Raw genomic sequence first — 24,253 nt, 5'->3', positions numbered from 1 at the left:
GTCTGGCTTTAGCAGATAAGAAGCGGCGGGTCGCAACCCGCCGCTTTCCTGTGCGATCAGTCCTCGTCCTGTTCGCCATTTTCATTGCCCTCATCGTCCGCCTGGACGGAGAGTACCTTGCCGGATGTGCCGTCGATCTTCACTTCCTGCTCATCCGCGCCCGAGCCGACGCTGACTTCCCAGGCGGGCGTAGCCGCTTCATCGTCAAGCTCGACTTCGGCAACCTTCAGGCCGGTGTGTTCCGCTGCGATCCGCGCAGCATCGCTGGCCGTGATTGTCGCGCTGGCGAGCATCCGCGCTTCATCGGCATCTTCCTGTGCTTCGGTCTGTTCGGTGTCTGCGCCCTTTGTACCGAGACTTTCAGCATTGGCGATGCCCGCTGCGCCGAGACCGCCGAGTGCCGCGACACTCAGCACAGCAGCCAATAGCTTGTTCTTGGTCGTCATAGTCTTCATTTTTCAGCTCCTTCACTCGATCCGTGAATGGACCGTGAGCTCCTTATGGCGATGTCCAGATTGCAGCAGGCATTCGCTCCGAATACAATTTTGTAAGAATAGATTGGCGGCTGCTGCGCGAAACATACAATTCGGTAAGGTTGGGGAGCGGGCTGGACCGACAAGTGCATCTGCCCTTAATGCCTTGGGCAAGCTGATGGAGGGAAAGTTTGGAGCGGCGCAATGCAATGCTGAAAAAATGCGGCGTGCTTGTATCCCTAGCCGCCCTCGGCTCGCTGTCTGCCTGCGCGAGCTATCAACCGCAGCCACTCGACACCCAGGCCGCTGTTCTCGCATCGGCGCCAGAGGGTCTTGTGCAGGACGCCGCACTGATCGAGCGCCCGTTTCTGGCGGGCAAGCCAGTCGATGTGTCGCAGCCGCTGGATCGCGATGCGCTGGGCCTTATTGCACTGCTCTATAATCCTGACCTGATCGCCTTGCGCAAAAGGACGGGCGTAGCAGAAGCGCAATTGCTGGATGCGCGGTTGATCCCCGATCCCTCTGTCGGCCTTTCGGCAGACCGGGTGATTTCCGGCCCGCCCACAGCGCTTTCCGGTACGATTGCGGCACAGATCGCGCAGGACATCAACAGCCTGCGCAGTCGGGGCGCACGGGTGGATTCGGCGCAGGAAGGAGTCAATCAGGTTCGGCTCGACCTGGCATGGGCGGAATGGCAGGTGGTGGAGCAAGTGCGCCTGTTGGGCGTGCGGGTTTCCTATCTGCAACGGATTGCGGAGCTGGCGGAGGCCAATCGCGCCGATGCGGAGGATCTGCTGCAAAGAACTCTGCGAGCTGCGGGGCGCGGTGACATTCCGCCAGACCAGCTGCAGGCGGCGCGAATTGCCGCACTGGATGCGGCGGACAGAGCCTATACCGCGCAGATTGATCTGACCGGGGCGCAGCAGGATTTGCGGCGGCAATTGGGCGTTCCACCTGATTTTGCGGTGACACTTGCGGTTCCCGCCGATGCGCCGGCGGTTCCGGCTCTGCTCGACATGACCGATGCTGCGATAACAGAGCGACTTGACCTTGCCGCGCTGCGCGCTGGCTATGCCTCGCAAGAGGCCAATGTGCGGCAGGCCATTATCAACCAGTTTCCGGCCCTCAATCTGGGTTTCAGCGTCACGCGCGATTCCAGCGACAATGGAATTATCGGCGCGCTGCTGGACTTCACCCTGCCGCTGTGGAACCGCAACCGTGGGCAGATCGCCATCGAGCGGGCTACGCGGGAGGCATTGCGCGCCGAGTATGAGGCGCGCCTGTTTGCGGTGCGCGCCGATCTGGCGCAGTCGTTGGCGCTGATCTCTGACCTGCACAGAGAGGAAGCGCGGCTCGCCGCCGAGATCGAACCGCTCCAGCAATTCTCAGATGCTACGGCGAGAGCGGCGGGGCGCGGCGATTTGCCACTCGCCACCGCCATGACAGCCCGTCAGTCGCTGCGGGACAAGCAATTGCTGCTTGCCAGCGTGCAGCAGAGCCTTGCCGAACAATATATCGCCCTGGAACTCGCCAGCGGGATTCCCTGGCAGAACTGGAACCGCCCATGACCGTCAAAAACCTTTCAACCCGAACGATGCTTGCGGCCATGGCGCTGGCAGTTGCGGGATGTTCTCAATCGCAGCCTGCACAGCAAGCCGATCCGGTAGTGTCGGTGGAAACGGCAACGGCGCAATTGGGCAATCTTGCGCAGACCGTGACCGTATACGGCACCGTGTCTGCCGATGCCGCCGGACAGCGCGCTTTGATCGCGCCGGTCGATGCCATTGTCGACCGCATTTACGCCCCGTTCGGTTCCTATGTCCGGCGCGGCGCACCGGTTGTCGGCCTGCGCCCCAGCCCGCAAACCCTGGCTAGTATCGCGCAGGCCACCGCGACCGCCAATCAGGCCAATGAAGCGCTCGCGCGTGCCAGACGCCTGCGCGCTGACGGCTTGATGAGCGATGCTGATGTTGAGCTGGCGCAGGCCAGCGCAACGTCGGCCAATGCCACGGTCCGCAGCCTGCGCGGTCAGAGCACTACGCTGCGCGCGCCGATTGGCGGTTCGGTGACCCAACTTGATTATTCTACCGGCGATCTGGTGAGCGCGGGCACTGCGGTTGCGCGCCTCACTGCCGATTCCGATGTTCGCGGCCAGTTCGGCATCGACCCGGTGCTCGCGCGACAGGTTCGGGTAGGCGACACGATCCGCATCCTGGGTTCCGAGGGGAGCGCTGATTTCTCTGTTCGCGTCAATGCTGTTGATCCCGTCGTCGATCCGACAACCCGGCTTGCCTCGGTCTTTGCCACGATACCGGCGCAAACCGAGATCGCTCCAGGCGAACCCCTGCGCGGGGAGATAGTCGTGTCGAGCGACCCCAATGCGATCCTGATCCCCTACGCCGCGCTGCTTGACGATGCCGGCCAGCCCTACGTCTTTACCGTCAGTAATGGCGTCGCCAAGCGCGTGGACGTGACCATTGCCGCGCGTGATGGCGACAATGTCGGTATAACGAGCGGGATTGCATTGGGCGATGTGGTGGTCGTGCAAGGCGCGGCAGGGGTCAGCGATGGGGTGAAGGTCACAACGGCGAAACCTTCGCCCACACCAACGCGTTCCCCGACCGCATCGGGAAACTGACCGGATGGCGAAGACTGCCCGCTCCTCGATTAGCAAGCATGGTTCCGCGATTCTGCTGGCCGTGGCCTTGCTCACCATTGCAGGTGCAATGGCAGGCTGGCGACTGCCGGTCAGCCTGTTCCCCTTTATCGATTATCCGCGCGTTGTCGTGTCGGTCGATGCAGGCGAACGCGATGCGGCAACCATGGCCGCTTCGATCACACGCCCGGTGGAAATTGCCTTGCGAGCCGTTCCCGGCGCCAAAAGTGTGCGCTCCACCACAAGTCGCGGCTCGGCCGAAGTGGCGGTGGATTTCGCCTGGGGGCAGGACATGGTCGCCGCCACGCTGGAAACGGAAGCGGCGCTGGCCTCCATCCTGCCCGACCTGCCGCAAGGGGCGCGGTTTAATGTTCGGCGATCCGATCCCACTATCTTCCCGGTCTATGGCATTGCGCTGACGTCGGACAGTCTGTCGCCCGCCGATTTGCGCCAGCTTGCCGAACTGAAATTGCTTCCGTCGCTGATCTCGGTCGATGGAGTGGCTGGGGTCGATATCCTTGGGTCTTCCCCGCGTGAATTTGCCGTCAATCTCGATCCGGCACGCCTCGGTGCTCTGGGCCTGACGCTGGACGATGTCAGCAAATCTCTCGCCGCGCAGAATGCAGTCAATGGCGTGGGTCGCCTGACCGATCAGCATCAGCTGTTCCTTGTGCTGGTAGATGACCGGCTCACCTCAATCGCCGATCTGGAGGATACGCCCGTCACTGTGGGAGGGCAGTCAGGGCCGGGCGTCGTGCGACTGGGCGATATTGCCGATATCTCCAGCGCGCTCGAACCGAGCTACACGCTGGTCAACAGCGGCGGGCAGAGCGCGGTGCTGCTGAATGTGCGGCAGGCCTTGCAAGGCGATACCGTTAAAATCGTCAAGGACGTGCAACAGAGGCTGGACCAGTCGGGCCTCCCCTCTTCGGTCAAGGTCACGCCGTTTTACGACCAGTCCGAACTGGTCTCTGGCGCAGCCAATGCTGTGCGCGATGCAATTCTGATCGGGGCGCTGTTGGCGGGTCTGGTGCTGTTCGTGTTCCTGCGATCATGGCGGTTGATGGTCCTGACCGGCCTGCTGCTGCCTGCCGTGCTGGCGGCCGCCTGCGTTGCGCTGGAACTGCTGGGACTTGGCTTCAACATGATGACGCTGGGCGGCATGGCGGCGGCAGTCGGTCTGGTGATCGACGATGCGGTCGTGGTGCTGGAACACATGATGCGCCGGATGCAGGAGAAGAACTCAACCGCTGAGCAGCATCTGCTGGGTGCGGCGGCGGAAATGGGCCGCCCGTTGCTCGGCTCGACATTCGCGACAATCGTTGTTTTCATCCCGCTCGCCTTCGTCAGCGGCGTGACCGGCGGTTTCTTCAAATCGCTGGCGATCACGATGGTCGCCTGCCTTGTCGTATCGCTGCTTTACGCCCGTTTCGCCATCCCGCTGCTGGCCGCGCGCTGGCTGACGGAGAAGGACGCCGAGCAGGTGGAAAAGGGCGAAAAGGTCATGAACCCGCTTATCCGCGCCTATGACCGTTCGGGCGGCACGGCACTGGCGCGTCCCGGCCTATTCGTGCTGCTGGTGGGCGGCGTGCTGGGGGTGCTCGGTTATCTCTCATGGTCGCACGTGCCCTCCGGCTTCATGCCCGCAATGGACGAAGGCGGCTTCATTCTCGACTATCGTGCGCCGCCGGGAACCGCGCTGGACGATACCGACCAGATGCTGCGGCAGGTCGAAACGATCATCTCCTCCACGCCCGAAGTGGCCAGCTATTCGCGGCGCACGGGCATTCAGCTTGGCGGCGGGCTGACGGAAGCATCGGAGGGCGATTACTTCGTCCGCCTGAACGGTGGCAGTCGCCGCAATATCGAAGCGGTGATGAGCGAAATTCGCGACAAGGTGGCACAACAGGTTCCGGCGCTGGAAGTCGAAACTGCGCAGCTAATGGAAGACCTGATCGGCGATCTGACCGCCGTTCCGCAACCGATTGAGGTTAAGCTGTTCTCCAACGATGAAGCCGAACTCGAAGCTGCTGCGAAGCAAGTCGGCAGTACATTGTCAGGCATTCAGGGTGTGGTCGAAGTGGTCGATGGCCTGCGTGTCGCGGGCAGCGATATCACCGTACGGGTGGATCGCGGCGCAGCGGTGCAGGCGGGGCTGGACCCGCAAGCCATATCGGACCAGCTATCGGCTTTGATCGACGGAACCGTCGCCACGCAGATCCGCGACGGTGAGCAGCTTGTCGGGGTGCGAGTGCGTGGGCCGGAAGACCTGCGTCAGCATATCGCGCAGGTTCAGGACATGGTTCTGCGCGCGCCGGACGGGCATTCGGTCAGGCTGGCACAAGTCGCTACGGTCGAAGTGGTAGGCGGTGCAAAACAACTGACGCGCGAACAACTCGCCCCGTTCATCGGTGTGACCGCACGGCTCGAAGGGCGAAGCCTGGGCGCGGCCATGAGCGAGGTTCAAGGCAAGGTGCAGGCGCTCAACCTGCCGGCGGGTATCCGCGTGGAATATGGCGGCCTCTACAGCCAGCAACAGCAGAGCTTTTCAGACCTCGCCATGGTGTTCTCAGCAGCGATCCTGCTGACCCTGCTGCTGGTCACAATCCTTTATGGCCGTTTCTATTGGGGACTTGCTGCCGTCACTACGATCCTGCTGGTGGCATCGTCCAGTCTGCTTGGCTTGTGGATCACAGGCATTGAACTCAATATCTCGGCGCTGATGGGTCTGACGATGGTGGTGGGCATGGTGAGCGAACTCATCATCTTCTACCTCGCCGAACTGCCAGAAAACCAAAAAATCGGCCTCGCAGATTTGCGCGAAGCAGGAGTTAAGCGGTTGAGACCAATCCTAATGTCAGCTCTGATTGCGATCCTTACCCTGCTCCCGCTGGCTATCGGCTTCAGCCGCGGCGCGGGATTGCAACAACCGCTGGCAACTTCGATCATCTTTGGCCTGTTGGCGGCTGTCCCGCTAGTTCTGCTCTTCCTGCCTGCAATGCTGGCGATGAGAAGTGAGAAGATCGAGCAAGAAGGCCAAGCTGGAATTCGGTGACGGACACCTTCCAGCTGATTTGCAATCGGGCCTGAATGTCTCTTGATGGAAGCAAGAATGGACCGTGATCACGCCCAGAATGAAAGCCGAAAGAATCAATTTTGAGTCCCAAAAAAGCTATCGTGATGTTCGCCCAAACAATTGACGTATAACAAAGATTCTGAATCGCTTGGTGTCGAGGCTCGCATCCGGGCCCGCATTAGCTCCCGAGGTACCTTTCTGAGGTCTGGAACTGGGCGCTTGCTGACCGTCAGCTTTTGGGCAGCATCGAGCTGAAGCCGACTATGCAAATCGGCAAGGGGTCCCATCAGATGATCGTCGCGATGGTCATCATCCTCACGAGGTCGGACAGCGTCTTCGCCTGCATTTTCATCATCGCGTTGGCGCGGTAGACCTCGACCGTTCGTGGGCTAATGTTGAGGTCGATGGCGATGACCTTGTTGGCCTTGCCTTCGACCAGGCCGTCGACGACTTCGCGCTCCCTGCGGGACAGGGTCTCTATGCGGGCCACGACCTCGCGTCGCTGTGACTGCCCTTCCTCCTCTTCGCTCCGTCGCGCCAGTGCGGTTCGGATAGCCGAAAGAATCGCCTCGTCGTCGAAGGGCTTTTCGATGAAGTCTGCGGCACCGGCTTTCATTGCCTGGATCGCGAGCGGAACATCGGCATGGCCGGTGATGACAACCACCGGGGGCCCGGCATCTCCCTCGGACATCCTGGCGGCGAGTTCGATCCCGCTCATGCCGGGCATCCGCACGTCGGTGACGATGCAGGCCCCTGCGAGCGGGGGGGCAGACTTCACGAACGCGTCGGCAGACGAGAACGAGCGAACCCGGATCCCAACGACGTCCAGCAGGAATTCCAGCGATTGACGCGCGCTTTCGTCATCATCGATCACGTAAACGATCGCGTCCTGCGCCACATCATTCTCCATCGTAGAGATCCTCGTCTGCAACTGCCTGTAAAGTAAAGCCGAATTCGGCGCCGCCATCCGGCGCCTCCTGTCCCCAGATCCGCCCGCCATGCGCTTCGACGATCGTGCGGGAGATCGAGAGCCCCACGCCCATGCCGGTTCGCTTGGTCGTGATGAAGGGCTGGAACAGCTTCTCGGCCACCTCCGGGTCGATCCCCAGTCCGGTGTCGATCACCCGGACAAGAGCCATCGCTTCATCGGCCGGTTCGATCGCAATGGCCAAGTCGCGGCGATCCGTGTCCGATTCCGCGATCGCGTCCACCGCGTTGCGCACGAGGTTGAGCACGACCTGCTGGATCTGCACCTTGTCGGCCAGAACGAGATCGATTGCCGGACTGAAATCGTATCGCACGCGGATGCCGTGCTCCTTGGCCCCTACAAGGGCGAGCGCGCTCGCCTCTTCGACCAGCTTGGGCAGGCTTTCGATAGTCCGCTCGGTCTCGCCCCGCGCTACGAAATCCCGCAAGCGGCGGATGATCTCCCCGGCACGCAGGGCTTCGGTCGCGGCCCTCTCCACCGCCTCCGCCACGCGATCGTGCGGAACTTCGTCCCGCCCCAGCAGGATGCGTGTACCCTTCAGGTAGTTTGCGATAGCGGAGAGCGGCTGGTTGATTTCGTGCGCGAGCGCAGAAGCCATTTCTCCCAAGGCGGTCAGGCGCGAGATATGGACCAGCTCGGTCTGCAGTTCCTGCAACCTCGCTTCGGCCTGCTGCCGTTCGGTCAGGTCGCGGATGAAGCCGGTGAAGTAGCGCTGCCCGCTAGCGGACATTTCGCCAACAGCGAGCTCGATCGGGAATGTGGAGCCGTCCTTGCGCGCGCCCACGACCACGCGGCCCTTGCCGATTATCCGCTTTTCGCCCGTCTGATAGTACCTCGCGAGATAGCCGTCGTGGGCGCTGCGATAGGGCTCTGGCATCAGCAGATTGACATTGCGGCCGGCGACTTCCCGGGCGGTCCAGCCGAACATCCGCTCGGCAGCCGGGCTGAACTCTCGGATCGCGCCCGCCTCGTCGATCACGACCATGGCATCGGGCACGGTGTCGAGGATCGACTGCAAGTGAGCTTCCCGGCGCGCCAGGATCGTCGCCGATGCCTCGGTTTCGACCCTCGCTCTCTGGAACCACTCGCCCCCGAAGGCGACCGAAACGCCGATGACCACGAACGCGGCCGCCGCGATGTAACTGCCCTGCGTCACCGGTCCTGCCAGGACGTCGCACCACAGGCCTGCGGCGGCACCTGCAACCGCTGCGACCGCGCCAGCGCGCAGCCCCGACAAGGCACTGGCGACCACCACCCCCGGCACGAAGAAAATGAAGGTGGCGCGCTGCGCCAGTTCCTCGGCGAAAAGCAGCCGGATCCCCGCGCCGGCGCCGATTGCCGCAAGCGCCAGCAACAGCGCGGCGGCAAACGACAGGCGCGGCAGGAACCGGCTCATGAAACTGGCCGACGGTGCCTCCGGTAAGGCCCTTAGGGCGCTCTCCATAGGGTGATCATCCAAATTTCGCGTTTCCGTTCATCAGCCTAGATCGTCTCCAGCAGCGGCGCTTCCAGTTCAACGTGCCGCCAAGCGGAGAAGTTTCAATGACTGCACCCTTCATCGATCTGGGCGTTCATCACAACCCTCGCGGGCTGTCGGACCGGATCGCGTTCGGCTTCACCAAGGCCCTTCGCTGGTGCGCCGATACCTTCTTTGCCGAGCGTTATGGCCACCGTGCCGTCGTGCTCGAAACGGTAGCTGCCGTACCCGGAATGGTGGGAGCGACGATCAACCACCTCGCCTGCCTGCGCCGCATGTGCGACGACAAGGGCTGGATCAAGACGCTCATGGACGAAGCCGAGAATGAGCGCATGCACCTGATGACCTTCATCGAGATCTCCAAGCCTACGCTGTTCGAGCGGGCGGTGATCATCGGCGTCCAGTGGGTGTTCTACCTGTTCTTCTTCGGACTCTACCTCGTCAGCAGCAAGACCGCGCACCGCGTGGTCGGCTACTTCGAGGAAGAGGCGGTGATCAGCTACACCCACTACCTCGCCGAAATCGACGAGGGCCGCAGCGCGAACGTGCCGGCTCCCGAGATCGCAAGGCGGTACTGGGGCCTGCCCGACGATGCGACGCTGCGCGACGTCGTTCTGGTGGTCCGGGCCGACGAGGCTCACCACCGCGACGTGAACCACGGCTTCGCCAACGAAATCGCCGGCCTGCCGGTTGGTCGTGTGGCCGAATGCCCGCCGCACGCCGCACTCGAACCCAACTGGAAGAAGGCGGCCTGATCGAAGGCCGCGGGCAAGGAGGAACGGACATGGATCGTTCGAACGTGATCGGCTTGTTCATCGACGACGTCCCGGTCCTTTCCTCCCTGCAGTTCTCGCTCGCGACCGAAGGCTTGGCGACCATCGCGGGCGGGCCCGCGAGCGGGGGCAACGCCGCCGCGCGGGTTCTGGTGATAGACCAGAACTACCGGGGGGACGGTCTTGGCTTCCTCGCTGGGCTGCGCGAAGCGGGATGTGCGGCCATGGCAATCGTACTCGTGACGAATCCCGCCGCGCAGTTCCGCACACGCGCTGCATCCCTTGGCGCGGACGTCATCGAGAAACCCCTGCTCGGCGACGAACTCAGCAACGCGATATCGGCCCTGCTCGGGCATCAGAAAGCAGCATGACATGAACCCGGCGCTTCCTCCCGGCCTTGAGGCCTACAAGCAGACCGCAACCTTCACCGAAACGACCGTTCCCGCCGGCTTGCTGGGCGATCACTCGACCAAAGACGGGGTCTGGGGGCTGATCGAGGTCGAGAGCGGCAAGCTCCGCTACCTCGTGACCGACCCCCGCCGGCCGAACCGCAAGCAGACCCTTGTGGCCGACGGCGAAGCGGGTGTCGTCGAGCCGACGATCCTGCACCGTGTCGAACCAATTGGCGAGGTGCGATTCCACGTCCGGTTCCTGCGGGAACCCGGCGCCAGCCAGGAAAGGAGCGGCGCATGACCATCCGAACCGCGATTCCGCAAGAGGATCGACCCGACACTCGCACAATTGCCCTGGCGAAGCGCGCCGAAAAGCGTGCAGCCGCAGAATCCGTCGGAGTTGATGCTCATTTCATCGATAATCTAGTAGAGGATTTCTACGAGAAGATCCGCGAGGACAATCTGCTCGGTCCGATCTTCGCCGAGCAGATCGCCGACTGGCCGCCGCATCTTGCGCGCATGAAGGCCTTTTGGCGTTCGGTCTTGCACAACAGCGGCGAGTTCTCGGGCAATCCGATGCTCAAGCACCTCGCGATCCCCGGCCTCGAACTGCGCCACTTCGGCCGCTGGCTGGAGCTCTTCTACGAGACGCTGCGCGAAGCGGAGGGTGAACGCGAGGCGACCCAGCTCGTCGGCGGGCGCGCCAGGATGATCGCGGACAGTCTTTTGACAGCAATCGCAATGCGCCGCGACGGATTGACCGCGGGGCGCGCAGGAAAGGACCTACCCCATGCCTGATGCAATTCGCCAGCCGCAGCTTGCCCCCGTTCGGGGTCAACCAGTCGCGAAGCCGTCTCCCTTGCGCGTCGTGGAGGCCGAGGCAAACGACAACGTTCGATTGCTTGCGCCGGAAGCGCGGCTATTCGAATTGCCGCCCGCCGTGTGGATCACGATGGTCGGTTCCTACGTGGTCTTCCTGCTCGCCCTCCTCGGGGCGACGGGCGGAGCAAGCGCCTCTTTTGCGATCGCCATCTCTGCATTTTACATAGCGATGTTCTTCGGAACTGCCCGGGCGATGCTGCGCCAGGCCCCGGCGCAACCCGACAGCCCGTTGCAGCGCACCGGCTCGGTTCTCCAGACAGCGTTCGGACCCCTCACCCGCCGTGAAGTGTACGGTCAGGTACTTATTGTGCCCGTCGCTGTTGCATTTTTCGGGATCGCGATTGCGATAATCAGTGCGACAGTGATGTGAGCTGGCAGCGAGGGGAGGGAGCGGCCGATGTTCTGTCTTGAATGCAGTGAGCTGGTCTTTCCGGGCGCACTCAACATCCGCGGGTGTGCACCGCGCTCCCGCCCCAAACTTCTGCGTCAGCCAACACGAGCAGCGCGATCGGCTCGGGTCGGCTCTCGAGGTGGCGACGCAGCTACCCAATCGAGCGATTGATAGCTCGCGTGGCTACCCTCGACGTTAATCTGAACCGATGGCAGCTTTCGTGGAATGAGCGCTATCCTTCAAACGGCCGCGATTAGGGCGCTGAGCGGATATTGATTAAACGTGCTTTTCGGAGTTGGAGAATCAATTCTGAGTCCGAAAAAGCTACGTCGCTGATCACTCAATTTATTGCAGCGGAATCAGAAAGCTGTTCCCATCCGGTGCCGGGGCCCGCAGCTAGGCCCGCATAAATTCCGAGCTTGCCGCCTCAATGAATGATTTGGCCGGACACCGGCTGGCAGATTTCAGTGCGAGAAAATGGGAAAGCTGCCAATCAAGTGGGAGAAGGTTACCAGATTTCTAGGTAGCATTCCATTTCCATAAGCATAAATCCGAGCCTGCAGGCGCAATCGCCCGGCAGGACTACTCCCAGGAAATCACCCCGTCGGCAGAACGCCAGCTCGCTGGCCGGATCATCTTTTCGTGTGCGATACGGACTGACCTGATCTCCGCTTCGATCTCGCGCCGCCAATGCGCGAGGAAGTCGAACAGTACCGGAAAATCCGGTGCTGCGTCGTATTCCTGCCAGGCATAGACCTGCAAGAGCGAGGGGTGATCCGGCATGAAATAGCAGATTTCTGCCGTGGTCAGCCCGTATCCTTCCAGCTGAATCAGGAAAGCGCGGTCGGTCATTGCAGTGTGGGCTGGCTGTCTGGGCCGTCGAGCGACCGCAGTGCCGCGAATACATCGTCAACGGAAACCGGAGCCTTGACTTCGGGAGGCTGGCGCATCGCAGGTTGGTTTTCGACGGCATGCCGATCGGACGCCCAGGAAGCCAGGATGGCTCGCTTCACTTCGGGCTCAAGCGAGGGATGATGCGCTACATCGAACGGATGCAGGTAGCGCGCGAATGGTTGCGACATAGGAACATCCTCCTTTCTGCCTTGCCGCTGATCACTCACTGCGGATTGCTCCGCTCACCATATTTTGTGAGTCCATTTCAGACCGTCAAGACCCTGATAAGGTGTACGGAAAGTGCCCATTGGCAGTCGCAATCGGCGAGTGCCAAAAAACTTGGTTTGGACCTCTTGAAGCCGTTTTCGGCAAAACTAGATCGCAAAATGCCTCCTGCCGATCATCCGGGGGAGGCGCTGTAAGTCATTTCGCTTTGTAATGGAGGTTATGCATGCATTTCCGACCTTTGCACGATCGCGTGCTGGTTCGCCGAATCGAGGCCGAAGAAAAGACGGCCGGCGGCATCATCATCCCTGACACCGCCAAGGAAAAGCCGATGGAAGGCGAAGTCGTCGCCGTCGGCCCGGGTGCACGTGACGATGCCGGGAAGTTGGTCGAACTTGCCGTCAAGGCAGGCGATCGCATCCTGTTCGGCAGGTGGTCCGGCACCGAAGTGCGGATCGACGGCGAGGACCTGCTCATCATGAAGGAGAGCGACATCCTCGGCATCATCGAAGTCACCGCCGAGCTCAAAAAGGCGGCGTAAGCAACCAACCCGATCTTCGGTTCGATCGAAAGAAGAGAAAGGAGCAGGCCAGATGGCTGCGAAAGAAGTAAAATTTGCGTCGGATGCACGTGATCGCATGCTCCGCGGCGTGGATACGCTTGCAAATGCGGTCAAAGTAACTCTCGGCCCCAAGGGCCGTAACGTGGTGATCGAGAAGAGCTTCGGCGCCCCTCGTATCACCAAGGATGGCGTCACCGTTGCCAAGGAAATCGAACTCAAGGACAAGTTCGAAAACATGGGCGCGCAGATGCTGCGCGAAGTCGCCAGCAAGCAGAACGACAAGGCGGGTGACGGCACGACCACCGCCACCGTTCTGGCCCAAGCCATCGTGCGCGAAGGTGCCAAGGCAGTTGCCGCCGGCATGAACCCGATGGACCTGAAGCGCGGTATCGACCTCGCCGTCGGCACCGTGGTCAAGGACCTCGAAAGTCACGCCAAGAAGGTGTCCGCCAACAGCGAAATCGCGCAGGTCGCGACGATTTCCGCCAATGGCGACGAAACCGTCGGCCGCATCCTTGCCGAAGCGATGGAGAAGGTCGGCAATGAAGGCGTGATCACGGTCGAGGAAGCCAAGAGCCTCGAGACAGAGCTCGAAACGGTCGAGGGCATGCAGTTCGATCGCGGCTATCTCTCGCCCTATTTCGTGACCAACGCCGAAAAGCTCAAGGTGGAACTCGAGGATCCCTACATCCTCATCCACGAGAAGAAGCTGTCGAACCTGCAGGCCATGATTCCGCTACTCGAACAGGTCGTGCAGTCGGGCAAGCCGTTGCTCATCATCGCCGAGGATGTCGAGGGCGAAGCCTTGGCAACCCTGGTGGTGAACAAGCTGCGCGGCGGCCTCAAGGTCGCGGCGGTCAAGGCACCAGGCTTCGGCGATCGCCGCAAGGCCATGCTGAAGGATATTGCCATCCTCACCGCCGGCAACGTGGTCAGCGAGGAACTCGGCACCAAGCTCGAGAACGTTAAGATCGGCATGCTCGGCCGGGCCAAGAAGGTCATTATCGACAAGGACAACACCACCATCGTCGATGGTGCCGGTAACAAGGCCGACATCGACGCCCGGGTCAGCCAGATCCGCGCCCAGATCGAGACCACGACCAGCGACTACGACCGCGAAAAGCTGCAGGAACGCGTGGCGAAGCTGGCTGGCGGCGTTGCCATCATCCGCGTCGGCGGTGCGACCGAAGTCGAGGTCAAGGAGCGCAAGGACCGTGTCGACGACGCGCTGCACGCAACCCGTGCTGCTGTCGAGGAAGGCATCCTGCCGGGTGGCGGTATCGCCCTGCTGCGCGCGCTCAAGTCGCTGGAGGGCCTCAAGGCCGCCAATGACGACCAGCAGTCGGGTATCGACATCGTTCGCCGCGCGCTGCGCGCCCCGGCTCGCCAGATCGCCGAAAACGCGGGCGAGGACGGTGCTTATATCGTCGGCAAGCTGCTCGAAGGCGACGACTACAACCATGGCTTCAACGCCGCGACCGGCGAATATGAAGACCTGGTGAAGTCGGGCGTAATCGATCCGGCGAAGGTGGTGCGCACGGCGCTGCAGGATGCGGCTTCGGTCGCCTCGCTGCTGATCACCACCGAGGCGCTGGTAGCCGAACTGCCCAAGGAAGACACGCCCGCACCGATGCCGGCGATGGACTTCTAATCCGGTGTGGAGAGCGCGGCATCAAGCTGCGCTCTCCCATCCGCCCGTGCACGGCAGCGCCCCTTGGGTGCCTGCACACGCTGTTCGAAACCCGGCAGGCTCCCAACACGGCGACATCGGAAAATCGGTCGAATGAGAGAGGAGGAGATAATGACCGACAGGTTTCTGGACTATCTTGCACGCGAACATGCGCGGCTGGAGGACGAAATCCGGCTGGAAAGCAGACGACCCCGGCCTGACGAAATTCTGATTGCCCGCCTGAAGAAGCTCAAACTGGCGCTCAAGGACCAGATGCAAAGCTGGACTTCCGATCACGCGAGCAGCGATCGGCAGACCGCGTAGACGGACTGCATCCAATCATATTCTCTCCTGGAAGAAGGCCAGGCGCACCTCTATGGGTGTGCCTGGTTTTCTCTTGCAAAGCACTGACAACAAACTCAGAATAAATTTTTATCGGGCCTTGAAACCAATTGCGCGATTCCCAATTTTTTCAGTACCGGATGCCATAACGGATCCGGTTGGACAGAGGGCGTCGGCTCTTGGTTCCCGGCGCCTCTCATGCCCAGATTGCTCAACAAGGAGGATTTGGAAATGAGAACTGCATTTGATTTGACCCCCTATCGCCGCTCGACGGTTGGCTTCGATCGGCTGTTCGATGCGCTCGAGAACAGCTTCCGTGCAGAGACGCAGGACAGCTATCCGCCCTTCGACATCGTCCGCACCGGCGAAGACAGCTACCGGATCACTCTGGCGGTGGCCGGCTTCCGTCCGGACGAAATCGACATCACTGCACAGCAGAACCAGCTCGTCATCTCCGGCCAGAAGACCGAGAAGGACGAAGACGGTGTCGAATTCGTTCATCGCGGTATCGCTGCCCGTGCGTTCGAGCGCCGGTTCCAGCTGGCGGACTATGTCGAAGTGCGCGATGCGGATTACGAGCACGGTATGTTGACGATTTCGCTCCAGCGGATCGTCCCTGAATCGCTCAAGCCGCGCAAGATCGCCATCGGAAGCCGCGAGCATGTCAATGACGACACGCCGCAGCTGACTGAAGACAAAGCGGCCTAAACCTTAATCACCGGGCAAATCCTCGGCGGGGTGGGTGCAATCGCGCCTGCCCCGCTTGACGGGGCCTTGCCTGAACCAGTCGGAAAACAGGAGGAATGTCGAGATGGCCATTCGCGATCTCATTCCCTGGAAAAGCCAGGGCCAAGACATCGCTCCCCGGCAGGAGGAGCGGGTCGATCATTCGGTGATGTCGCTTCATCGGGATATCAATCGCTTATTCGACGACATGTTTCGCGGGTTTTCCATGCCCTCGCTGCCGTCCATCGGACGCAGCATTGGCTGGCCGCGTGTGGAGTTGTCGGAGAACGACAAGGAAATCCGTGTCATGGCCGAACTGCCGGGCATGGAGGAAAAAGACATCGAAATCAGCCTAGACGATCATCAACTGGTGATCCGGGGTGAGAAGAAGTCCGAGACCAGCGACGAGGAACGCGGCTATTCCGAACGCAGCTACGGCCGCTTCGAGCGCCGCATCGGTCTTCCCTCGCAGATTGACGAAGACAAGGTCGAGGCCGCTTTCCGCAACGGTGTTCTGACCGTTAGAATTCCGCGTACCTTAGAAGCGGCAAAAGGCCGCAAGACGATCCCGATCAACGCCGGTTAATGGCAGCCGTGAGGGCCGGTGATACCAGTGGACCGGCCCTTCTTTATGCATCAACTTCCCGGTTCGAGTTCGAGCCTGACCGTTCGCACCTCGCCGCCGCGCATCAACGTCAGTTCAACGCTTTGCCCGACCCGAAAGTCGTCAAGGCGGGCGAGCAGGTCGCCGACCCGCGAAACAGGTTTGCCGTTCATAGCGGTAACGATGTCCCCGGGAGCCACGCCGCGCCTTGTGCGCTGCGCTGCGACCAGACCGGCGCGCTCGGCTCCCGACCCGGGATCGACCCGCAGGACAAAAACACCCTCGATCCCTGAAGCGCGCTTGAGCCGGTCGTTGATATCGTCGTCGCTTTCGAGGCCAAGGCTGGGCCGCGTATAGCGCCCCTCGGAAATGAGCTGCGGCACAACGCGCATCACCGTGTCGAGCGGCACAGCAAAGCCGATTCCTGCCGATGCCCCGGAGGGACTGTATATCGCGGTATTGATCCCGATTAGTCGGCCAGCGGAGTCGAGTAGCGGGCCACCCGAATTTCCCGGATTGATTGCGGCATCGGTCTGGATCAGGTGCCGAATGTCGGGGCCGTTTTCGTTCGGCAGCGAACGATCCAGTGCCGAGACAATGCCCTTGGTCAAGGTCCAGTCCAGGCCGAACGGATTTCCGATCGCGAAGACATTCTGTCCGACCTGCAGGTCGCTGCTCGTGCCTATGGGCACCTGGGCAGGCGCAGTGAAGCCTGCACCGCCAATTTTTAGGACAGCAAGATCGTGTTGTGGGCTCACACCGACCAGAGTGGCGGAAAACTGGCGACCGTCGGCAAGCTGTATTTGTGCTTCGGATGCACCCTCGATGACATGGAAATTTGTTACAATATGGCCTGCCTCGTCCCATACGAGACCCGAGCCCGATCCGCGGGGCACGCTATAGACATTGCGTGTCCAGAAATCGGCCACACGCTGCCGGGTGGAAATGAACACCACTGAATCGCGCGCATTGCGAAACAAATCGATTGTAGCACGTTCATCCGCGGCAAGATCGCCCCGCGCAGTGACGACGCGGGGTTCGGCCAACGGGGCGGATTGGTTGATCAAGAGGGCTGCGGAGGCGGCGAGAAGAAAGACGTTCATGATGATCAAAACCACTATCCACGGACGCGCATATGACATTGGCTTCGTCAACGTTTGTCTCATCATGGATAAATAGCGCCGGTTGTGCCACGATCAACGCAATGCCAACCATCATCGAACATCAGCGGTGCACATAACTAGAGCAAGCTACCTGTTGGCTTTCAGATCGTTTGTTAGAGCCTGAACGTCCGACATGAGGGCGCTTTGCTGCCTGGCAGCTTCTGGGCCGTTGCGGAATGACCGCTTTCGACGCCCAGCCAGCGAAAGCGGACCCAACCATCCGTTTTGTCGGTCCTCACCGCCAACAGCCCCGAGGAAGGCATTCGCAGTGCCTGCGACCGAAGTTGGTTCGATCTGCAGGAACGTCGAACGGGTACCGCTATAGAAGGTCAGCCGATCTGGATCGAATCACTTGGATAAGCGAGGCCGAAGACCAACCAAGAATACTAGCGCCTACCGCTTAGGACAGACCCGAGCACTCCGCCCAATCCGCCTCCCAGTCCACCGCCCCCGGCGCCTCCCATGCTGCCGATGACCTGACCCAAGACGTCGCCGAGACCACCAGTCTGGCCGGTCTTGTTGCTTTGCGAAGACAGGTATCCCGCCACGAGCATCGCCACGATTGGCAGCATCTTCTTCAGGAGTGCCGGATCTAGGCCGGTGGATTGAGATGCTTCCCCGGCAACCTGCCGACTGACGTCCTTGGACCCAAAGATCTCACCGAGGATGTCGTTGCCCCGTTCGACGCGAGTCGGTTCCGGTCCGACTACGTTGCGGCTGAGGTCTGCTCCTCCAAGTGATTCTAGGACTGCTCCCAGGCCGCCAAGGCCGCCACTCTCTGAGCCGCCAGCTCGCTGGCCAAAGCCGCTGAGGATGGAAGGCAAGAGGGCCGCAGCACCTTGCTGTGCCTGTGCTTCCGAGATGCCCAGCTGGTTGGCGATTGCGCCAATGCCGCCTTGCGAGCGAAGAATTTCGTTGAGATCCATGGGCACTCTCCGTTCTTTTCAGCTTCCTGCTTCTTGTAGGTCATTACGCTGCAGAAGCAACGCGGAGCCGGGTCCTTGCCAATCTCGGTTTTGGGGCGCACCCTGACGAGGTCGCAACAAGGAGAATTCCATGAGCATCTTCGGAAAGATCAAGGACGCTATTTTCGGCAAGGCGCATGCGGCCACTCCGCCCGCTGGCACTGGTAGCGTAGCGCCTCCCAGCAACCCCGCTGCCCCGCCGCAGCAGGCAGGTCCCGCCAAAGTCTCCGACGTCGATGTCGAACGCAACCTGGCGGCGATGGCCGAGGGCAAGAACCTGAATTGGCGCACCTCGATCGTCGATCTTATGAAGCTGATCGGAGTCGACTCTAGTCTGGACAATCGCAAGGAACTGGCGCGCGAGCTGGGCTATACCGGTGAGCTTGACGGTAGCGCCGAAATGAACTTGTGGCTGCACAAGGCGACGATGCGCGAACTCGCGGCGAATGGCGGGAAAGTTCCAGCAGAACTTCTGGACTAAAAGCCGCAATTTTCAGACAATCGGTCTCGCAGCACGGATGACATGCGAGACCGATTGACTATCTATCGCTATCGCTTGACCGCAACCGGCCCTTGTCCCGGCGAAGTGTACACCTGATAGCTCTCTCCGCCTGAGCAAGTGGCGTTTATTGTTCCGTCACTTGCTCGCTCCGCGTTTGCTACCTGCCCGCATGTCTGGCCACTAGCTGTAATCACCTCCCGCGCTATGCGTGAGGGCAGTCCTTCGGGAGCAGGTTCCATGGCTACGGGTGAGCCCATCGTCGGGGCCGGTGCCGCCGCTACTGTCGAAGCCTCGGTTGGCGCTGCCTCGTCCGCAGACTTCGATCCGCAGGCTGCAACCACCGCGCAAAGGCAAAGGATTCCAAAGGTTCGTGCGCTCATTTCACAGCTCCTAGTAAGGGTTCAAAATCTATGTCATTTCCCTGTATGGCACGGATCCGACACCTGTCAGCTGTTGTCCTCAATAGCTGCGCCGGGTCCGTTCTTTTTGAATGATTCAATGGCAGACATTGCGGACGATTTACTGATATAACCTTCCGATGAAAACATGACTTCGGAATTGTATTTGAAGCGAATGCGGAACTCACCCTTCTTGTCCTTATAAACTTCGAACTTGTGTGGCATCAGTCACCTCCCCGGTTTAGTTGACGATAAATGTAACGACCATCGTCACGCGCCATTCGGCGACACCGCCATCACGAACGACGACCTTGGTGTCTTTGACCCATGCGCCCTCGATGTTATCGACGGTTTGCCCGACCTTGGCGATCCCATCGCGGACCGCGGATTCTATGCCTTGAGTTGAACTCGCTATCACTTCTATCGTTTTTGCAATGGCCATGTGGCTTCTCCCTTGGGCTGCAATGTCGTGTGCAGCTACCTTGCACTCCTCCGCCGCTGTCGAACGGACATGCTGGTGAATGTTAGACCCGCCCGCTCGCACACGACAAGCCGTAAGCACCGAAACTTCGATAAGGTACGTCTTTTCACCTTGGAACCTGATTTCGGTGCGTCTGCTGTTGCTCTGCCACCTGAAAACTGGACCATTCGCAGTTAGAGTTTTCCGCCGTATGTATCCTTGGCTGGGCGAGGAGTTACGGCATGAAAGCATCGAAGTTCACGGACGCGCAGAAGGCGTTCGTTATCAAGCAGGGTGAAGAAGGGACGCCGGTTGCTGATATTTGCCGCAAGGCGGGGATCAGCCAGGCGACCTACTTCAACTGGAAGAAGAAATACGCGGGGCTGATGCCATCGGAGATGCGGCGGTTGCGCGAGCTGGAAGATGAGAACGGCCGGCTGAAGAAGATCGTCGCCGATCTGACGCTGGATCGCGAGATGCTGCAGGATGTCATCAAGCGAAAGCTTTAAGGCCGGACCGGAAGCGCGAGATTATCGACGCTGTTCGGCAGGACTGGCAGGTGACGATCCGCAGGGCATGCTCGGCATTGCGGTTTGATCGTTCGACCTATCACTACCAGTCCCGCCGGACCGATCCGGCCTTTCTGAAGAAGCGGATCAAGGAGATCTGCGAGACGCATGTTCGCTACGGCTACCGGCGGGTATACTACATCCTTCGCCGCGATGGCTGGGTTGTGAACCTGAAGAAGGTCTACAGGCTTTACAGGGAGTTGGGCTTGCAGCTGCGGAACAAGACGCCCAAGCGGCGGGTGAAGGCGAAGCTACGCGACGATCGTGCACCGGCGGTTCGGCCGAACGATGTGTGGGCGATGGACTTCGTGTACGACCAGCTGGCGACAGGTCGCAAGCTGCGTATCCTGACGGTGGTCGACACGTTCTCACGGCTATCGCCGGTGATCGATCCCCGGTTCAGTTATCGCGGTGAGGACGTGGTTGCTACACTGGATCGTGCCTGCCGGAAGATCGGCTATCCCAAGACGATCAGGGTGGACAATGGCAGCGAGTTTATCTCGCGGGACATGGATCTGTGGGCTTACCAGCGCGGTGTGATCCTGGACTTCTCCCGCCCTGGCAAGCCCACAGACAATGCGTTCATCGAGGCATTCAACAGCAAGCTGCGCAGCGAATGCCTGAATGCGCACTGGTTCCTGTCGCTGCAAGATGCTTGCGAAAAGCTGGAGGCCTGGCGTAGACACTACAACGAAGAGCGACCGCACAGCGCGATCGGGAATATCCCCCCGATAATGCTGGCAAACTCAGCCGGTGCATCCAGCCCACCGGAAATGAGAAAGGCGGAAAACTCCAGACCCAAGTGGTCCGACGTTGGGTAGCAGTGCAAACAACCGTGCGGCTCTAGTCCCAGCTGGGGGAAAGCTGGGGGTCACGTCACGGGCGCTAAGCGCCCGGTTCCTTCTTCTCGTCGTCTAGCGGCGTGCGCAGGACGATCCGGTAAACGCGTTCGCGACGGTTGGCATAACGTGCAAGCGCACTTCGATCTCAAGTGCGCAGCACCTCGTTGCCGGCGATCAGTCTTCCGACAAGTTCCTGACAAAATGCCTTCTAAGACCGGCCAAGGGCAGACTAATGTCCGGTGCCGATAATCGGATGCCGAAGAGCCTGGCGCAGTACAACCGGGCCGAGAAGGCCAGATTCCAGCAGCGGCGAATTCTTCGCGAAATGCTTCCAGGTCGCAAAAGTGATGCGTCCCCCGGGTGGTTTGGGCAGTCCTGCACGATACCAAGCGGGCAAAGCCTCAATCCCGCCCGCCGCGCGAAAGGCCTTTTCGGAAGGCAATTGCTCATCGCCAATCAGCCGATTAGGCCAAAGGCTGGTGACCAAAACCTCCAGCAAATTCTCGCCTGACCCCACCGCATCCGTCACGTCGTGTCGGAAGGGCGGCTTCCACAGCGTCGCAAGCACGGTGCCGTTAAGGCGGACCTCCGCGATGACCTCCACGCGGCCGAGATCGAGATAGAGGCGCATCTCTCCCCCTGCTTTCATCGCCGGTAAGATGAAACGGGTGCGGTAACTGGCGGTACCCGCGAAATGGCGCACGCCCGGATCGGGGTGGCGGTGGAGTGACACCAGCGTACGCAACGAGATTTGTTCCGGCGCGCCTGAATCGGCCGGGAAGTGCAGCGGAATGTTCCGGCTTCACCGTCCAAACCTTGGCAATGGCTCCTTCGCTGCTTCCCAGGTCGGGATCCAGAGGACGTGTTCTTCACGGACCTGCCGGAACAGGCCGGAAAGCCAGGTGCCTCAGCCAACGCCGATGAACCGGAGGGTGCCGATGCGCCGAGGCGCGGGCGGCCTCCGGCTTCTTGTGGGCCGGTTGCGGTCAGTCTGCTTTGGGTCTGAAAATGCGGAAAGCCGCCGTTCGGCTCACGACCTCACCGCAATCTTTCATCTTCGGACGCAGTAGCCTTCAAAGACACAAGACAAACTCTGTGCTAGGTCGAAGGCATGGAAACGGGCCGACCCTCACGGCTTGATATCAGTTATTGTCGTTGAACGCCTGGGAAGCGAAGGGATCATAAATGCACCCCATTACAGTTGTCCTCACAGAAGGTTATTCTGATTGGGAAATTGCACCGCTGTGCGGTGCTGGCCGCGCCTTCTACGGAGCGGAGTTCCGGTTCGTATCTCCCAAGGGGGGCGCACTTAAGTCCGCCGCAGGTTTGCCTATAGCCGAGACTGGGAGGTTCGAAGCACCAGACGAGGGCGTCGTCGTCATCTGCGGGGGGCCCGCTTTCGAGGCGGACGATGGCTTGGACATTGGCCAAAAGTTGAGACAATCTCGTGAGTCAGGTTGCGTCATCGCTGGCATTTGCGGTGGAACGATCGCCCTGGCCCGTGCCGGTATGCTCGATAATGTCAGCCACACATCTAACGGGCCTGATTATCTCGGCAATTACGTAAAAGCGTATTCGGGCACAGGTAGGTACGTCGATGAGCCGAGGGCCGTTCGCGACAAGGACATTATCACTGCTCCTGCCCCTGCCCCTGCGAGCTTCGCACGCGAAGTCCTCGTGGCAGCGGGACTCGATCCTCAGAAGGCAGAAGAGTTGGAAAACATGCTCGGCGCCGAGCATTCGAAGTAAGAGAAAGGCAAAGCGCGAAAAGGGCAATGCGCGACCGGAAGCCAACAACGTTGGAAGACATGCAGTCGCGGCCACAAATATCGTGGTCCTAGCCCCTGCCCGAAGTGCTGGCCGGCTGGCGCGGCCCGGGTGCGATCGAAAGCTGATCGGCCCTGAGACTTTAATTCGCCCGGTGGCTAACCTGGATCGTCCCAAGTTGGCCCGAGAGCGGACTGGCAGCTTGTAAGCCTCGAAACAGCGAAAGCTGCTCTCGTGCCGATTGGACAGACATCTGGCAGGAGGTCGATGCCAGCATTGCTTGCACAAGCGCAGCAAGTAAGGCGCGTTCGTGAGCGCCCGGCCCGCGGCGGGGAGCGAACCGCTCGGCAACAAGCCTGCTCCCGGCGATCTGTCGATTATGTCGTCAATTCATCCGGATTCGTCATAAACCGCGAAACAAGGCCCGACCCGACAAAAAAAGAAATTGTCAGTATCACCAAAGCTGTGAGCGGCCGAAGGGCGTCCGATAACGGCGCGCCCATCTGGTCGGTGAGAAGGAGGGCGCGGCTGGCGTGGGTTGAAGGGAGCAGTGCGCCCAGCGCCGAGACCCAGCCCGGCATCGCCTCGCGCGGCCAGGTCGCGCCCGAGAGGAAAAAGATCGGTAGCGAGGTGGGGATTAGCAACAGCAGCGCGGCGCGCGCGTTGGGGAACAGCCGGGCGGCGAACAGCGAGAAGGCGGCGATGGCTCCTGCCGCAAACAGCGCGACGATCAGCAGGGCGCCGATTCCGGCTTGGCGCGGGATATCCTGCGCAGCGAAGAACCAGCCGAAATAGGTCAGCGTGAGCACGAACGACACGAGGCTCAGCGCCAGCCATTGGCCACCCAGTTCGTTCCATCCGCGCCGCCTGCGCCCGGCGAATAGCACGGCGGTACCAAACAGCATGGTCTGCTGGAGGATCACCGGTGCAACGGCGGGAAAGATATAGGCGCCGTATTCCAGATTGGGGTTGAACAGCGGTTGCGACTCGACGGGATCGGTAATTTCGATACTAACCCCGAGCCGTCCTTTCGCCTCGTTGTTGAGCGTGTTGACGATGGCCCCCTGGATCGCCTGGCCCAAAGCTTTGGTTCGCACGAGGTAGGTTCCGTTGATCCACAGCGCTATGCCACTGTCCTGGCCGCGCAGGGCGTCATCCAGTGCTCGGTCAGGCAGCAGCAGCACGCCATCGACCTTTCGCTCTACCAGCAGGGTGCGCGCCTCGGCTAGGTTGGCGGGCCGGGCGGCGACCTCGGCCAGCGGGCTGGCCTCGATCAGATCGACGAGCTGTCGGCTGAGCGGGGTGCGCGCCTCGTTCACCACTGCCAGCCGCACGTCCTGCGCATGGCCTTGGCTGTAAGGCGCGGGATAGTAGAAGCCGTAGAACAGCGCTGCGACCACTATCAGCATCAGCGCATCGGTGTTGCAGCCAAGCTGGCGCAGCGTGTCGAGGAAGGC

General features: G+C 61.0%; 27 protein-coding genes. 16 read left to right on the top strand and 11 right to left on the bottom strand.

Annotated elements, in window-relative coordinates; all coding sequences use genetic code 11:
• Nucleotides 1-56: 56 nt before the first annotated feature.
• The gene (locus D6858_RS03770; protein ID WP_120107320.1) at nt 57-455 is read right to left on the bottom strand and encodes a PepSY domain-containing protein; all 399 of its coding nucleotides are present in this window, start codon (nt 453-455) and stop codon (nt 57-59) included.
• 245 nt (nt 456-700) lie between these two features.
• On the opposite strand from D6858_RS03770, the gene D6858_RS03765 reads away from it, so the two are divergent.
• From D6858_RS03765 to D6858_RS03755, 3 genes are read left to right on the top strand one after another with little or no spacing between them, the layout of a single operon-like run.
• Nucleotides 701-2,041 carry a TolC family protein gene (locus D6858_RS03765; protein WP_240623682.1) on the top strand — a complete coding sequence of 447 codons (1,341 nt, stop codon included), beginning with the start codon at nt 701-703 and terminating at the stop codon, nt 2,039-2,041.
• A complete protein-coding gene (locus tag D6858_RS03760) occupies nt 2,038-3,111 on the top strand; it encodes an efflux RND transporter periplasmic adaptor subunit (RefSeq protein ID WP_120107316.1) in 1,074 nt (357 codons plus the stop codon). Before D6858_RS03765 ends, D6858_RS03760 begins: the two co-directional genes overlap by 4 nt.
• Nucleotides 3,112-3,115: 4 nt before the next feature.
• Nucleotides 3,116-6,184, top strand: a complete 3,069-nt coding sequence (locus D6858_RS03755; protein ID WP_120107314.1) for an efflux RND transporter permease subunit — start codon at nt 3,116-3,118, stop codon at nt 6,182-6,184.
• 307 nt (nt 6,185-6,491) lie between these two features.
• Here the strand turns inward: D6858_RS03755 and fixJ are convergent, their stop codons facing one another.
• Nucleotides 6,492-7,115, bottom strand: coding sequence for a response regulator FixJ (fixJ, locus tag D6858_RS03750; RefSeq protein ID WP_240623681.1), 624 nt, complete (start codon nt 7,113-7,115; stop codon nt 6,492-6,494).
• Nucleotides 7,105-8,637 carry a two-component system sensor histidine kinase NtrB gene (locus D6858_RS03745; protein ID WP_240623680.1) on the bottom strand — a complete coding sequence of 511 codons (1,533 nt, stop codon included), beginning with the start codon at nt 8,635-8,637 and terminating at the stop codon, nt 7,105-7,107. The genes fixJ and D6858_RS03745 overlap by 11 nt, the downstream gene beginning before the upstream one ends.
• A 98-nt stretch (nt 8,638-8,735) precedes the next feature.
• On the opposite strand from D6858_RS03745, the gene D6858_RS03740 reads away from it, so the two are divergent.
• From D6858_RS03740 to D6858_RS03720, 5 genes are read left to right on the top strand one after another with little or no spacing between them, the layout of a single operon-like run.
• Nucleotides 8,736-9,425: an alternative oxidase gene (locus D6858_RS03740; RefSeq protein ID WP_120107310.1), complete on the top strand. Its 690-nt coding sequence runs from the start codon at nt 8,736-8,738 to the stop codon at nt 9,423-9,425.
• Nucleotides 9,426-9,454: 29 nt separating this feature from the next.
• Complete coding sequence (locus D6858_RS03735) at nt 9,455-9,814, top strand: DNA-binding transcriptional response regulator (protein ID WP_120107886.1); 360 nt, start codon at nt 9,455-9,457, stop codon at nt 9,812-9,814.
• Between the two features lies 1 nt (nt 9,815).
• Nucleotides 9,816-10,136, top strand: a complete 321-nt coding sequence (locus D6858_RS03730; RefSeq protein WP_120107308.1) for a TehB family protein — start codon at nt 9,816-9,818, stop codon at nt 10,134-10,136.
• Nucleotides 10,133-10,633, top strand: coding sequence for a group III truncated hemoglobin (locus D6858_RS03725; protein WP_120107306.1), 501 nt, complete (start codon nt 10,133-10,135; stop codon nt 10,631-10,633). The genes D6858_RS03730 and D6858_RS03725 overlap by 4 nt, the downstream gene beginning before the upstream one ends.
• Nucleotides 10,626-11,087 (top strand): hypothetical protein, encoded by a 462-nt coding sequence (locus D6858_RS03720; protein WP_120107304.1) that lies wholly within the window; start codon nt 10,626-10,628, stop codon nt 11,085-11,087. The genes D6858_RS03725 and D6858_RS03720 overlap by 8 nt, the downstream gene beginning before the upstream one ends.
• A 603-nt stretch (nt 11,088-11,690) precedes the next feature.
• On the opposite strand, the gene D6858_RS03715 is transcribed toward D6858_RS03720, so the two are convergent.
• Both D6858_RS03715 and D6858_RS03710 read right to left on the bottom strand, forming a co-directional pair.
• Nucleotides 11,691-11,960, bottom strand: a complete 270-nt coding sequence (locus D6858_RS03715; RefSeq protein WP_120107302.1) for an usg protein — start codon at nt 11,958-11,960, stop codon at nt 11,691-11,693.
• Nucleotides 11,957-12,190 (bottom strand): hypothetical protein, encoded by a 234-nt coding sequence (locus tag D6858_RS03710; protein WP_120107883.1) that lies wholly within the window; start codon nt 12,188-12,190, stop codon nt 11,957-11,959. The genes D6858_RS03715 and D6858_RS03710 overlap by 4 nt, the downstream gene beginning before the upstream one ends.
• Nucleotides 12,191-12,453: 263 nt before the next feature.
• Here D6858_RS03710 and groES point away from each other — a divergent pair, with 263 nt between their 5' ends.
• The 5 genes from groES to D6858_RS03685 all read left to right on the top strand — a co-directional run bounded on the left by groES (nt 12,454) and on the right by D6858_RS03685 (nt 16,112).
• Nucleotides 12,454-12,768: a co-chaperone GroES gene (gene groES, locus D6858_RS03705; protein ID WP_120107300.1), complete on the top strand. Its 315-nt coding sequence runs from the start codon at nt 12,454-12,456 to the stop codon at nt 12,766-12,768.
• A gap of 52 nt (nt 12,769-12,820) precedes the next feature.
• Nucleotides 12,821-14,440, top strand: a complete 1,620-nt coding sequence (gene groL, locus D6858_RS03700) for a chaperonin GroEL (protein ID WP_120107298.1) — start codon at nt 12,821-12,823, stop codon at nt 14,438-14,440.
• A gap of 150 nt (nt 14,441-14,590) precedes the next feature.
• On the top strand, nt 14,591-14,782 hold the full coding sequence (locus D6858_RS03695; protein ID WP_120107296.1) for a DUF465 domain-containing protein: 192 nt from the start codon (nt 14,591-14,593) through the stop codon (nt 14,780-14,782).
• A gap of 249 nt (nt 14,783-15,031) precedes the next feature.
• A complete protein-coding gene (locus tag D6858_RS03690) occupies nt 15,032-15,508 on the top strand; it encodes an Hsp20 family protein (RefSeq protein WP_205664869.1) in 477 nt (158 codons plus the stop codon).
• Between the two features lie 103 nt (nt 15,509-15,611).
• Nucleotides 15,612-16,112 carry an Hsp20/alpha crystallin family protein gene (locus tag D6858_RS03685; protein WP_120107294.1) on the top strand — a complete coding sequence of 167 codons (501 nt, stop codon included), beginning with the start codon at nt 15,612-15,614 and terminating at the stop codon, nt 16,110-16,112.
• 50 nt (nt 16,113-16,162) lie between these two features.
• Here the strand turns inward: D6858_RS03685 and D6858_RS03680 are convergent, their stop codons facing one another.
• Together D6858_RS03680 and D6858_RS03675 are read right to left on the bottom strand one after the other, a co-directional pair.
• The gene (locus D6858_RS03680) at nt 16,163-17,176 is read right to left on the bottom strand and encodes a S1C family serine protease (protein WP_240623679.1); all 1,014 of its coding nucleotides are present in this window, start codon (nt 17,174-17,176) and stop codon (nt 16,163-16,165) included.
• Nucleotides 17,177-17,679: 503 nt separating this feature from the next.
• Nucleotides 17,680-18,219, bottom strand: a complete 540-nt coding sequence (locus tag D6858_RS03675; protein ID WP_120107290.1) for a DUF937 domain-containing protein — start codon at nt 18,217-18,219, stop codon at nt 17,680-17,682.
• 130 nt (nt 18,220-18,349) lie between these two features.
• On the opposite strand from D6858_RS03675, the gene D6858_RS03670 reads away from it, so the two are divergent.
• Nucleotides 18,350-18,739 carry a DUF3597 domain-containing protein gene (locus D6858_RS03670; protein ID WP_120107288.1) on the top strand — a complete coding sequence of 130 codons (390 nt, stop codon included), beginning with the start codon at nt 18,350-18,352 and terminating at the stop codon, nt 18,737-18,739.
• 467 nt (nt 18,740-19,206) lie between these two features.
• Here D6858_RS03670 and D6858_RS03665 read toward each other — a convergent pair whose 3' ends face one another.
• Together D6858_RS03665 and D6858_RS03660 are read right to left on the bottom strand one after the other, a co-directional pair.
• On the bottom strand, nt 19,207-19,383 hold the full coding sequence (locus D6858_RS03665) for a YegP family protein (protein WP_120107286.1): 177 nt from the start codon (nt 19,381-19,383) through the stop codon (nt 19,207-19,209).
• A 16-nt stretch (nt 19,384-19,399) separates the two neighbouring features.
• Nucleotides 19,400-19,600, bottom strand: coding sequence for a dodecin family protein (locus D6858_RS03660; RefSeq protein WP_120107284.1), 201 nt, complete (start codon nt 19,598-19,600; stop codon nt 19,400-19,402).
• A gap of 260 nt (nt 19,601-19,860) precedes the next feature.
• On the opposite strand from D6858_RS03660, the gene D6858_RS03655 reads away from it, so the two are divergent.
• Nucleotides 19,861-21,008, top strand: a protein-coding gene (locus tag D6858_RS03655; protein WP_420823817.1) for an IS3 family transposase whose coding sequence is annotated in 2 segments (ribosomal slippage) — nt 19,861-20,116 and nt 20,116-21,008 — 1,149 coding nt in all. Because the reading frame shifts where the segments join, the coding sequence is not laid out codon by codon here.
• Between the two features lie 250 nt (nt 21,009-21,258).
• Here D6858_RS03655 and D6858_RS03650 read toward each other — a convergent pair.
• Nucleotides 21,259-21,816, bottom strand: coding sequence for a glycosylhydrolase-like jelly roll fold domain-containing protein (locus tag D6858_RS03650; protein WP_338067266.1), 558 nt, complete (start codon nt 21,814-21,816; stop codon nt 21,259-21,261).
• Between the two features lie 398 nt (nt 21,817-22,214).
• Between D6858_RS03650 and D6858_RS03645 the strand changes: the two genes are divergently transcribed.
• Nucleotides 22,215-22,778 carry a DJ-1/PfpI family protein gene (locus tag D6858_RS03645; protein ID WP_120107278.1) on the top strand — a complete coding sequence of 188 codons (564 nt, stop codon included), beginning with the start codon at nt 22,215-22,217 and terminating at the stop codon, nt 22,776-22,778.
• 395 nt (nt 22,779-23,173) lie between these two features.
• Here the strand turns inward: D6858_RS03645 and D6858_RS03640 are convergent.
• On the bottom strand, nt 23,174-24,253 hold a 1,080-nt coding region (locus D6858_RS03640), incomplete at its 5' end, for an ABC transporter permease (RefSeq protein ID WP_133305236.1).

Source organism: Tsuneonella suprasediminis, from assembly GCF_003605755.1.
GTDB lineage: Bacteria > Pseudomonadota > Alphaproteobacteria > Sphingomonadales > Sphingomonadaceae > Tsuneonella > Tsuneonella suprasediminis.
This window is presented reverse-complemented; position numbering and strand designations above follow the sequence as displayed.